8 protein-coding genes are annotated in these 11,585 nt (G+C 69.3%); 2 read left to right on the top strand and 6 right to left on the bottom strand.

Features of this window, described 5'->3' with window-relative positions; genetic code table 11:
* Positions 1-271 precede the first annotated feature (271 nt).
* From drmC to UWG_RS0113020, 5 genes are all read right to left on the bottom strand, one after another.
* Positions 272-1,039, bottom strand: a complete 768-nt coding sequence (gene drmC / locus UWG_RS0113000; RefSeq protein WP_016907646.1) for a DISARM system phospholipase D-like protein DrmC — start codon at positions 1,037-1,039, stop codon at positions 272-274.
* Positions 1,036-2,934 (bottom strand): DUF1998 domain-containing protein, encoded by a 1,899-nt coding sequence (gene drmB / locus UWG_RS0113005; RefSeq protein ID WP_016907647.1) that lies wholly within the window; start codon positions 2,932-2,934, stop codon positions 1,036-1,038. Before drmB ends, drmC begins: the two co-directional genes overlap by 4 nt.
* Positions 2,931-6,782, bottom strand: a complete 3,852-nt coding sequence (gene drmA, locus UWG_RS0113010) for a DISARM system helicase DrmA (RefSeq protein ID WP_016907648.1) — start codon at positions 6,780-6,782, stop codon at positions 2,931-2,933. The genes drmB and drmA overlap by 4 nt, the downstream gene beginning before the upstream one ends.
* A gap of 123 nt (positions 6,783-6,905) precedes the next feature.
* Complete coding sequence (locus UWG_RS33035; RefSeq protein WP_162130080.1) at positions 6,906-7,076, bottom strand: hypothetical protein; 171 nt, start codon at positions 7,074-7,076, stop codon at positions 6,906-6,908.
* Between the two features lie 309 nt (positions 7,077-7,385).
* Positions 7,386-7,871, bottom strand: coding sequence for an ATP-binding protein (locus UWG_RS0113020; protein ID WP_016907650.1), 486 nt, complete (start codon positions 7,869-7,871; stop codon positions 7,386-7,388).
* Between the two features lie 240 nt (positions 7,872-8,111).
* Here UWG_RS0113020 and UWG_RS0113025 point away from each other — a divergent pair, with 240 nt between their 5' ends.
* Together UWG_RS0113025 and UWG_RS0113030 are read left to right on the top strand one after the other, a co-directional pair.
* Positions 8,112-9,011, top strand: coding sequence for a helix-turn-helix domain-containing protein (locus tag UWG_RS0113025; protein ID WP_016907651.1), 900 nt, complete (start codon positions 8,112-8,114; stop codon positions 9,009-9,011).
* Positions 9,008-9,223: a DUF397 domain-containing protein gene (locus tag UWG_RS0113030; RefSeq protein ID WP_016907652.1), complete on the top strand. Its 216-nt coding sequence runs from the start codon at positions 9,008-9,010 to the stop codon at positions 9,221-9,223. Before UWG_RS0113025 ends, UWG_RS0113030 begins: the two co-directional genes overlap by 4 nt.
* 56 nt (positions 9,224-9,279) lie before the next feature.
* Here the strand turns inward: UWG_RS0113030 and UWG_RS29985 are convergent.
* Positions 9,280-11,585, bottom strand: a 2,306-nt coding sequence (locus UWG_RS29985) for an Eco57I restriction-modification methylase domain-containing protein (RefSeq protein ID WP_016907653.1), incomplete at its 5' end; no start/stop codon positions are given.

The raw sequence follows: 11,585 nt of genomic DNA on the forward strand, positions 1-11,585 counted from the left end.
GGTTGCAGAAGTAGACAGAAGTAAAAAGCGGAACGGTTCCACGGTGGACGGAACGTTACTCGGTCCGGACATTCGCACGGGGCACGGTAACTCCGCGCGGGGGCAGTGCACTTGGCGCCGCCCAACCGCCTCCCGCGCACGCTCCCACACCATGCGGCATGTGGCCGGCGGTGCGCCGGTAGCGCCTCGGGATCGTCGACGCCTTGTTCGCCGCCGGTGGCGGGGACGAGGCCCGCGGAAAGCCGTTCGAAGACGGCGACGGTCGAGAGCCTCAGGTGTCGGACAACCGCCGAAGCACGCCCGTGCGTTGGAGCTCCCTGATGTGCTCGGCCGCTCGCCGCGGAGCGGTGCCCCCTACGATCAAGGCGCCTGCTTCGAGGTTGCGCGCGGCCGCGGAGGCGGTGAGGTTCGCGCTGCCGAGGAAGAGACTCCGCCCGTCGGCCACGACCACCTTGGCGTGCAGCCGAGCACCGCGTCGCGCACGTACTTCCTGCGGCCAGTACCAGAGGCGTACCTCCGGGACCGCCGCGAACGCCGCTGCCGGCTCGGGACCGCTGAGCAGACCATCGGCTCCGGCAGTGGTCTCCACACCCACGTCGATCCGCACGCCGCGTGCCACGGCGTCGCGCAGGGCCGCCGTCAACTTGGCATAAGCCCGTGCCGAGTACGTCATGGCGAGGAGCTCGTCGGACGCACCGTGTATGAGGTCGATCAGCACCTGCGCGGTGGCGCGGACAGGCACGTTGGCGGTGCGGGGCCCGCTCCAGACGGTGCGCACCTCCGTCTCTTCGGCGCGCCCCGATTTTCCCGCCACGAAACCCCGCAGATACGCCGCGATCTCCGCGCTGCCGACGCCCCCTGCCTCCGCTTCCGCCAGCAGCCGCCGAAGCGGCTCCGAGACGGCTGCGTGGTGGGTGGCGTGCAGGATGTACGAGGCGCTGCGGCCGCTGGCCAGCATGCCTGCCAGGCTCTTGGTCCTGCGGGGCCCCAGAACGGTGGCGACGTCCGCCGCCGCCTTCTCGAACCGGCGACGGCTCATGCCAGCAACTCGTCGGGCACGAGGGCGAGTTCCGGGCTGTCGCCCATCGGCACGAGGAAGCGGCGGTCCAGGAAGCGGTTCCCTCTCTCGCACGTCGTCTCGGAGAGGAAGAGACAACTGTGACAGGCGGCGCCGTGCAGGTAGTCGAACCCCTTGCGCGGGAGCCGCTCCGAGCACAGCGGATCGGACGAACAGCGCTGTGCACCGCGGAGCGCCAGCCGGATGATCCGGTCCATGTGCGGGGCCTCGGCGCGTGTGACGAGTCCGCCCAGGGTGCCCTCGGAGTCGGAGACCGCCGTGTAGACGAGGATGCCGCTGTGGGGTTCCTCCTGGCTTCCCGCATAGATCCGCTCGGCGAGACTCGCCGAGTTGTAACCGCATTCGAGCGAGATGGTGCGGATTATCAGGTGCGAGAGCGTGTGCAGGGCGAGATAGCGCGCCCCCGGCCAGTCCTTCCACGGCTCGAAGGGACCCTTGTGCCTGTGGGGGCGTCGGTTTTCGCGGAACCTCACGTAGGCGTCCCGGTGGGCGGTGAGCTCCGGGGAGTTCCGAATCTTGGCCACCCAGCGGTTCAGGAGGGCATCGTCGACGCGGAAGAATATCCCCTCTCCCCGTACCTCGCTGGCGGGTACCCAGTCCAGCGGGATGCTGCTCAGTTCCACCCGCGTCACCGCGTTCGGGTCTTCCGGGTCAGGGGCCTCCAGTCTGGTGAAGCCAACGAGGGCCCGGGCTTCCCTGAGCCGCTCGACCTGGCGGATCTGTCGGAAGAGGCCGCTGAGGCTCTTCGACACGGGGGTCTCACGGAGCGTGAAGTCGGCGTCCGGCTGCGGCGGTTCGGGGGACGAGAGCATGCGCCACTCCGGGCCGAGGAGGTCGGTCTCACGAGGGCGTTCCTCCTGGGTCGCCTGGCCGTCATGGCGTGCCTGCACCTCCGCGATCAGTGCGTCGGGGTCGTGCTCGCGGAGGAAGGCGTACGGGGCAGTGTCGGCCAGTACGTCGAAGACCGGGCGCGAGGTGATCGTCTTGACCTCCTCCCAGCGCCGTGCGACGACGCCGGGTAGCTCGTCCTTGGGCGCCTCGGGCAGCGCCAGCGCGCTGAGGGCCAACGGAAACCACTGGTTCGAGGCGCCGGCCACCAGGAGCGTGGTCTCAAGGGAACATCCCTCGGCCGCAAAGGTCTCCAGGTGCGGATGGCGACCGCGGCACCGCGGGAGCTTCGCACTACCGGATTCGCCGAGTACTTCGCGGACGTTCCGTTCCCTCTCGCAGGCCTGGCACCGGATCAGCACGTTGGCTGCCTGGTTGCCGCCGAAGTCCACCATCCGGAGTTTCGGGAACTCCTGAACACAGGTGCCGCCGTGGTGCACGAACTCTGCGTACGGGAACTCGTCGAGGTGGCCCTCCTTGCACACCAAGGTGAACCGTGCCGCGACGGCCAACTGCTTCTTCCTGCCCGCTTTGCATTCATGCACGAAACAAGCCTCGTGCGGGGCGGAGGGCACCTTGTTGACGAACTCGAATCGAGGTGAGTCGACCGCGCCCAGCTCACTGCACACGGTGCACCTGAGCCACTGGGGGAAGGGCAGGACGGGGACTCCGGTCCGCTGGGCCGCGTCGGAGAGGTTGTCGGTGTCCCCGCCAGGACGCCAGGGGGCGGAACGCAGCGACGTCACCTGTGCGTTGCCGTACCGATCGAGGGCGCGGTTCACCGCCCGCATCAGCCGCGGCTCGTCGACGAGGTAGCTCTCGGGCCTCAGGTCGCGGTAGTTCCAGGTGTCCAGCCCTCTGACGATCACCGAGAAGTTCGGGAGGTCGACGAGGGACCCGACTCCTCCTGTGAACATCAGGTGGCTAGGACGCGCGGTACCGACGCGATTGAAGTAGTCGTTGCTCACTGCTGCTCCTCCCTGCTGCTGGCGCCGTCGTCCGTGCCCTCGCCGCCTGTGTCCCGGGCCGGGAACTCCCAGTCCTGCCCTCGTGTGAACTCGGCGGGCACCCCGCCGGGGACTAGCAGGTTGATCTCGTTCTCCGTCTCGCGCATCGACCGTGGCACGGTGAGTTCGTCCCACGCGCTGCCGTCCGCGGGGTTGAGGAGCCCGCGGAGGTCCTCGTCCTTGCGTCGGACCTGCCGGAAGCCGAGCCCGCTGCTGCCGTCCCTCTTGTCACGCCAGGTGTCCTTCAGCGCGGCAATCTTCTCGGCGAAGTACTCACGGGCACGGTTGTCGGGGCTGTCGTCCACGACTTCGGCACGATCCAGCAGCTCCCGCTCGACGCGCTGGGCCGTCTCGCCTTCCAGATCCAGATACTGCGCCTGGGAGTTGAGGGAAGTGGCCACCGTTGCGTGTCGCAGCGCCGCGATGTACGTCGCAGCCGCACCGCGGTCGAGGGACCGGCGGGTGAAGGGCGTGACGGAGAGCGCTTCGACTTGGCGGTAGAAGGTGGCGTGGTAGTGCCGGAAGTCCTCGAAGTGCGCCAGGTCGCGCGGACGCGACCAGTTGTAGAGCGTCACCACCAGACCAGGGCGCTCCGTGTCACGACCGACCCGGGAGGTCGCCTGGATGTACTCGGCGGTGTTCTTCGGCTGCCCGACGACGAGCATGAGACCGAACCGCGCGACATCGACGCCGACTTGCAGCATCGACGTCGCCAGTACGACGTCGACAGCGCGCTCGACCTGGGAGACCCGCGGGGCCCTGCGGGGCTTCGCCTCGTACGCGGACTTGCGCTCCACGAACAGTGCTTCCCTGCGCCTGTTGGTGTCCCGTTCCGGGTCGAACCTGCGCTGGAGCCGGTCCAGCGCCGAAGCGATCTGTCCCGAGGAGATACGCGAGGTGAGCTCCTCGATGGTGAGCGGGTCGCTGGGGTGGAGGATGCGGTCGGCCACACCCTGGCGTGCGCGGGCCGGATTTCTGCGCAACCGCACCGCGATGTCGTCGTCGAGGTACCGGCGCATGCCCGCCAGCTCCCGCGTCGCGTTGAAGTAGCCGACGAGAGTCATGTACGGGTCGGCGGGGGCACCGTACTTGTCGAAGAGGTGCTGGCCTGCGCGGAGCAGGATCTCCCCTATCCGGATCTCGGCGGCCTTGAGTCGCTGGCCGTGCGCGCACACGCCCATGTACCGGCGTCCGGGCTTCTGTTCCAGCGGGACCTGGCGTGAGAAGAACGTGTCGGTGTGGTCGACGACTTGGGGCGGAAAGATCGCCACCTCGCGAGCGAAAATGCCCCGTACCTGCTCGGCCGCGCGTTTGGTCGTGGCCGTCGAGGCGACGATCTTTGGGCCCACTGGCAGATGTGCACCGCCGGGGCCTCTCACCTGCCAGGTGCACAATTGCTCGACGGCCGACTCGAAGAGTCCGACGGTGGTCCCCAACGCTCCGGAAATCAGGTGGAGTTCGTCCTGGATGATGAGGTCAGGTGGCCGGAGCTGGGCCCTGACCGGTTTCGACGCCTCTCTCGGACGCGGTGCCTTGGCGTGGTGCTGACTGCCGCACTCCACCGAACGATCGAGGTCGGCGTGCCGGTAACCATGCCGGGGGCACCACTGCGTGACACGGCCGAAAAGCATTCCGGCATACCCGACCCAGGGGAGCTGAGCGAGCTTGTCGACCGTGGCGATGAGCATGCTCGGCAGCAGGCGGTAGATCTCCTCGTCCACGGTGAGGACAGGGATTCCCTCCCCGGGCGAAGCACGCCGCGAGAACGGGCATGCGCCTCCTCCTTCGCCGCGTGGGCAGTAGGTGAGGATGCGTCGCGTGACTCTGTCGTGTGTCACATCGCGGTCGGAACGCAGCGCTTCGCCGCACCAGGGGCAGGAACGCACCTGCACGACGTTGGCGTGCCGGCCGTCGGCGCGCCCCTTGGCCGCCGCGATCTGCTCCGCCGCCTCCTGGTAGTTGTTCGGCGAGACCTTGCTGCCGACCCACAGGCCGATCCGGAAAGGCGTGGCGCCCCACCGGGGGTCATCACCCTTTGCCGCATCACCGTCACCGTAGGCTTCACGGCGCAGCGTTTCGGCGGCGGCCACGAGCGAGGCAGCACGCTGGAACTGCTGCGCGGTCAGGAGCCGCAGGGTGTACCGCATCAGGACACCGACGCCGTCCGCGCCGTCACGCGCGTCCGAGCCCTCGCCCACGACGCCTTGGAGCCTGCGCAGCGCGAAGGTGTAAGCCGCGAGGCCGAGATACGCCTCCGTCTTGCCGCCGCCGGTGGGGAAGAACAGCAGGTCGACGAGGCCGGTTCGGCTTGTTCCCCGGTGGGGGTGGCCCGGGCGGGTCAGCGAGGCGATGTTCAGCAGGACGAAGGCGAGCTGGAAGGGTCGCCAACTCCCGCCCTCCTTGCCGAGTTCACGTGCCTTCTCGACGACCTTGCTCAGCGCCTCCTCGTACGAGAGGGCCTCCCCGCTCTCCCTGCTCGCGGCTCGCAGGGCCGCGATTTCGGTGTTGCGACGCTGGAGCGCCATGGCTCGGTTGGCGAAGCGGAAGGCTTCCAGCGCCACGGGGTCGGCCCTGAGGGTCTCGATACCGAGAGCGATGCGGCCACCGATCTCCCCGGCCTGCTCAAGGGCGAACTCAGCGCTTGTGCGGAGGTGTTCCGGAAGCTGTGCGGCCTCGCGTGCACGTTCGCCGAGCCACGTCTCGTACCCGGCGGCGAGCGGTTGCAGCGAGTCGGCCAGCTCTCTTTCGCGTCCGGAGACGGAGAGCGCGGCGAGCTCTTCCATGCCCAGTTCGAGCCCCTGAAGGAGCGGTTCGTGCTCCGGTGCGGTGGTGGTGGCCACCTCGTAGGTAGGCAGCCAGGACGTCGTCAATCGGTGAGCGCTCCGCTCGTTCTTCCGGACCTGCGCGAGGACCGCGACGTTGCGTCCCATGGCGTGACGCAGCTCGTGACGGTAGAGGAGCTGGAGCCGGCTCTCCTCGGCGTCGTCTTCCCCGCCTTGGGAGTGGTCCACCTCCAGCGGGTCGTCGATCGGGGCGAACACGGCAGCCTGTGTGCCGAACGCGCCCACGCTGAGCTGCGTCTGGAACAGCCAGTTCTGGTCGGGGAGTTCCCGCAGGTCCTCCAGCTCGTTGACGAGCGTGACCTCCACGACGCGCAGCCGTTTGCCGGTGTCCGACGGGGCGGTCCGATCGCGAGTGGTGACGTCGAGGCGCACGTGGTACGTCCCCTGTTCGCCTTCGAGGTAACGCTTGCAGTCCTGGTTGACCGGGATGTCCACGGTTCGCTCGAACTGCTCGCGCTGCCAGGCCTTCCGGAGGACACCGTCCTCCCCTTCGACATCCCCGCGCAGGTACCGCCCCCATGCGACGGTGACGCTCAGCACGCCGACATCGGCCGGCACGACGAAGGAGAGGCCCATCGAGGAGGCCCAGATCCGGCCGACCCCCTGCGGGGTGGTCCGCTGCGGCAGCTCCGGGTCCTGTGCGTCGCCCTCTTCGCCCGGCTCGACGACCTCGCCCTCGCCGGCCGCCTCGCGGGCGGAGGCCTCGCTGCGTTCGGGTGTCACGGGTTTCGGTCCGAGCATGCCGACCAGGTACCGGTCCCGGGGAGAGTCGTCGCCCAGATCCTCGTCCTGGCCTCCCCAGGGGCCGAGGAGGTCACCGGAGATGATTTCCTCCAGTTCGCGGCGGACTTGTGGCGAGGTCGCCGCTTCGAACTCCTGCGGAACCTCTTCGAGGGGGTGCGGCGGCAACGCGGCGGAGGCGTCACGCGCGCTGCCTCGGCCGGTGGCCCTGGACCTGGGGGGCATGAAGGTGTCCTTCCTCACGAGGATGCGGCAACCCTACGAAGCGACTCTGACATCGACGGGCCCGACCACCGCCGCTCCTTCTCCGGGCCTGCGCCGGTCGGTCCGCCCTCGGGAGCACGCGGATCAGCCGGGCGGATACCGAGGCAACTCGCGGGAGAGCGCGGGGAAGAAGCGGTGCTGCTGCCGGGCGCCGTGGTCGCCCATCACGATGAGACGGCGCTCGGCCCTGCTGACGGCGACGTTCAGCAGGTCGGCGCTCCGGGACGGCCCAACCACGGTTTCCCGACGCGTCACGGGCCGACCCCGGGGCCAGGATCACCGCACAATAAACGGTGCGCTGCAAGGCGCAGTTGCGGCGGGCCGGCCGCAACCCGCCGCCGGCTTCCCACGGGGGCGGCTCGCCCGCCCGCACGGCACGCACGCCGTTGCGGGGTCTCACCGCCTCCACCGTGAGCGGGCCGCACGTCCCAACGGCCCGCGATCGCGGCGCCGCGGGGCCGTCGCCCGGTCTCTCGCGCGGCCATGCACACCCCCCAGTGGTCCGTTGCACGGTATCGCGCCGAGCGCCGGGTCCACGTCTCGCCCGGTGTCGGCCCGGGCGGCTCACGTATCTTCCGTCGGGGGTCCGGGCCCCAGTTCGGCCCAGACCGTCTTGGTGACGGAATCGTTCCGGGTGCTCCCCCAGCGCGTCGCCACCGCGTCGACGAGAAGCAGGCCGTGCCCGAACCTCAGGTCATGCGAAGGAGTGAGCGGGCCCGCCGGAAGTGGACGGTCCGCACAGGTGTCGACCACCTCGATCCGGACGTACGCGGCAGCCGCCATCCGCACGCGCAACCGGAAGTCGCGGCCCGTTCCGCCGCAGTGGCGCACGGCATTGGCGGCCAGCTCCGCTGTGACGAGCGCGGACGAGTCGGAGAGCGCGCTGCCGTACGGCACGTCCCACTCGGCGAGGTGCTGCACCGCGAAGAGACGCGCGAGACGGGCCCCGCGTCCCGTCGAACTGAGCTGCACGCAGAAGGAGTTGGTGTACGGGCCGGCGGGCGGCTTCGCGGCCTCCGCGCCGGAGAGAGGGAGAGGTTCCGTTTCCATGCTGCGAGCTTTCCGGCACGCAGGGCCGCCGACCAGCGCAGACGCCCGTGCGACAGGGCCCGGTACGGGTCTGTACGGGAACGGTACGGGCCCGTACGGCACTGCGAGGCGTCAACCCTGGGGGATGGCGCGCCCTGGCGTTTCACGGGCGTTGCGCGATTCGCTCGTCGTCTGCGTACGTACCCGCGTAACGTGCGAGTTCCCTCACCTTCCGGTCCGCACAAAGGCGCGGTGAAGCGCATGGAACACGCGAACGGCAGCCGGCAGGCGCCCGGTTCGGCCACGCAGCCCCCTCGCGAGAAGCGGATACCGCGTGCGAGAGCGAGCGCCCCCAAGACCGAGGAACGCCCGGCGATCTGGACGGCGTACGGCAAGGTCCTCCAGCGCTTCCGGAAGCGAGCCGGGCTCACCCAGGAGCAACTCGCCGACCGTGTCGGGTACTCGCTGGAACAGACCGCCTCCGTCGAACAAGGCCGCCGCCCCGCCAAGGCCGCCTTCACCACGGCAGCCGAACGCGTACTGGACGCGGGCGGCGTCCTGGAAGACCTCCAGGAAGAGGTGGACTTCGCCAAACTCCCCGCGTTCTTCCGCGACTTCGTCCTCATCGAGATGGACGCCGTCAGCCGGTTCTCCTCTGATCCGCTGCTGGTTCCGGGGTTGTTGCAGACGCCGGAGTACGCGGCGGCGCTGTGCGAGGGCCAGTTCCCGCCGCTGGAGGACGAGGAGGTCGAGCACACCGTCGATGCCCGCATCAGCAGGCAGAAGATCTTTACGAAGACGCCGCTCGTCGACTTCTCCTTCGTCATCGGTGAGGCCGCGCTCCGGAACCAGGTAGGAAGCCCGGAGACCATGCGTGCCCAGCTACGGCAGTTGCTGGCGCACACCAAGCGCCGCAACATCGAAGTGCAGGTCATGCCGACGGTGTACGGCATCCACCCCGGGCTGGAAGGCCCGATGGTGCTGGTAGAGACAGCGGAGCACCAGCAGTTCGGCTACTTCGAGTCGCAGGGCGTCGGGTCGGTCGTCAGCGATCCCACTCAGGTGAGCATCTTCCGCCATCGCTATGGCAAGCTACGGTCGTTGGCTCTGCACGTGGCGGAGTCAGCAGCCTTCATCGAGCGCCTGGCAGGGGAACAATGAGCACGCAGCGGGTAGTTGGCGCAGCCGACGGTGAGCTGAGCTGGTTCAAGAGCAGCTACAGCGGCGGGAGCGGCGGCGACTGCGTAGAGGTGGCCGGAGCCGGCGACGCCGTGTACGTACGGGACACCAAGGACCGCGGCAAGCCCGCACTCGGCGTCCCGGGCGGCGGGTGGAGCGCGTTCGTCGCGCATCTCGCCGCGACGGCACGCTGACGGAACCGGTGTACGAGGCGCGGCGGCCGGCGAGGCCGCCGCCCCCGTCCGCGCGCTCAGAACAACGTGTCGTCCGGTGCGAACAGCTCCCCCGACTCGAAGCTGACGCGGGGCGACGGCATGTCCGGGTGCCGCTTCGGCTTCGTGTGCAGACCGAGCGCCACCTCGTCGGCGTACTTCTGGTGGTTCAACTCCCGTAGCCGGTCCAGGACTTCGGTACGCGGGACGAGTCCGATGGTGTAGCGGGTGCCCTGGTCGGTCGGGTGGAAGCCGTGCTCCAGCCCGCGCTCGCCGCCGAGCAGGTCGTCCCAGCCGTACGCCTCGGCGGTGGCGAGGTCGATGTCCCGGTGGATCGACCGGAGTTCGGCGATGTCCTCGTCGGTGCACGCTTCGTCGTGGACGAGGTTGTAGGTCGCGGTGAGCCCGATGTTCCGGCGGAGCATGAGCTCACGACGGTGGGCGTCGAGACGGGTGCCCGCGGCGCGGAGTGCGCTGGTGGGGGTGGGGCGGACTAGGGTCTCGAAGACGTCGGACGGGGTGTACCGCACCCGCGTCTCAAGGGTCGACGCCCTCTCGACGGCCCACCAGTAGTGGGGAGCGCTGCTGAGGAGAGCGAAGAGTCCAAGGCCCTCCGAAGCAAATACGACGGTCATCTCGCTGAGCACGGCTCCGGTTCTGACGACAACCGGCATGACGACCTTGCTCACTCGCGTGATGACGATGCACCGCTCAAGCTCTTCAAGGTCCCGATAGAGCTGCGCCGACCGTTCCGCGAACTGCCACCACCGGTCGCGTCTCACCGCGCGATTGACCTTCGCCCGCTCCGGCTTCACCTCCCGCAGCACCTTGGCGTACGCCCTCGGGTACTTCTTCGCCTCGTCCTCGCTCCGGCCCCCAAAATCGATCACCCACCGATCCGTCCCCTGCACCGGACTCGTGTTGATGTCCTGCCCGTTGACATACGGGAACAGCACGTCCGCGTATCGCTCGTCCTCCGCGATCCAGGCACGGGCTTCGGCCTCGGGCAGCGTGAACCCGAGTCCCAGCACGTAGGACCCGATAAACGACACCCCCGCGTTCTCCTCCAGCCGCTCCGCCCACTCGCTCACCCGCGAGCGAGGATTCAGCGAAGCACCGATCCCGCCCTCCACGGCCGTCGCGTCCTCCCCGACCCCCAGCAGCCGCACGGCGTCCGGCGCCAGTTCGGGCACACTCGTCCACACCGCGCAGTACTCCAGCATCGCCGACTTCGACGGCCACCGCTCGCTCTTCACCGCCTGCCGGATCTCGGTACCGTCCGCCACGATCTGGTCGAGCCCCACCTCACGCGTATCCCCCTGCGCGAGGGTGTTGGTGGCGACCAGGCCTGTCTGCCCGGCCTCGCTCAGCAGTTGATGCGCCCTCAGCACAAAATAAGCGACGAAATCCGCACTCCCCCGGCGACCACGCCCCAGCGACTCCACGAGATACTCGCGGTACGCCTCCCCCAGCGCCCCCGTGAGTTTCTGCCCACCCAAAAACGGCGGATTCCCGATCACCGCGTCGAACCCACCACGTTCGCGGGCGAAAACCTCGGGAAACTCCAACGGCCAGTGCAGCGGCTCCCGCTGCATCCCCCCATCCGGCGAATCCGTGTCCAACCACTTACCCGCGAACTCGCGCGCTTCCTCCACGGCCCCTTTCCGCCCCTCCATCACGAGCCGACCCAGCCCGGCGGCGGACAGCGGGGCGTCGGAGCGCCGTATCGACCAGCCCTGCCGGGCCATCTCGTGGGTGAGGAACTCGCCCGCGGGGAGCGCCCCGTCACCGTGCGAGGCGAGTTCGGCGCCCGCGACGAGATCGGCGAGCAGGCGGGAGTTCTCCGACTGGTGCCGGACCTGCGCGAGAATCTCCCGCTTCTCGGCGAGGTGGCGGAGCGTGTCGCTGGGGATGCCGCCCAACTCCTCGCGCTGCTGGGCGAGGTGCTGCACCAGCTCCCGCGTCCCCGAGGTGAAGTCCACCTGCGCCCGCGCATGGCGCCTGCGGCCCCGCACCTCGTCGAGGTCCATCACCGCGAGCTGGGCCAGGTTCCGGATGCCGAGCAGCGAATCACCCGCCACCAGCCGGTCGTCGAGGAAGGTGAACGGCTGGTTCGGGTCCATGGAGACGAGCCACAGCGACAGCTTCGCCATCTCGACAGCGAGGGGGTTGATGTCGGCGCCGTACAGGCAGTGCTCGATGACCTCGCGGCGGGCCGCGATCACGGTCTCGTCGGCCTCGGCGTCCACGGGCCCGGACGCCGCCGCAGGAGCGCCCTGCTCCGGCGCGGCCGCCCCGCACCCGCCGCGCGCCTCGACGAGCCGGTCGGCGAGGGACCGGCAGG

The sequence above is a fragment of the Streptomyces xiaopingdaonensis genome (assembly GCF_000262345.1).
GTDB classification, from domain to species: domain Bacteria; phylum Actinomycetota; class Actinomycetes; order Streptomycetales; family Streptomycetaceae; genus Streptomyces; species Streptomyces xiaopingdaonensis.

What these genes read in the sequence shown, in the direction of transcription:
- UWG_RS0113025 (WP_016907651.1), top strand. Translation starts at nt 8,112, where the DNA reads ATGGAACACGCGAACGGCAGCCGGCAGGCGCCCGGTTCGGCCACGCAG.
- UWG_RS0113030 (WP_016907652.1), top strand. Translation starts at nt 9,008, where the DNA reads ATGAGCACGCAGCGGGTAGTTGGCGCAGCCGACGGTGAGCTGAGCTGG.
- UWG_RS0113020 (WP_016907650.1), bottom strand. Translation starts at nt 7,871, where the DNA reads ATGGAAACGGAACCTCTCCCTCTCTCCGGCGCGGAGGCCGCGAAGCCG.
- drmA (WP_016907648.1), bottom strand. Translation starts at nt 6,782, where the DNA reads ATGCCCCCCAGGTCCAGGGCCACCGGCCGAGGCAGCGCGCGTGACGCC.
- drmC (WP_016907646.1), bottom strand. Translation starts at nt 1,039, where the DNA reads ATGAGCCGTCGCCGGTTCGAGAAGGCGGCGGCGGACGTCGCCACCGTT.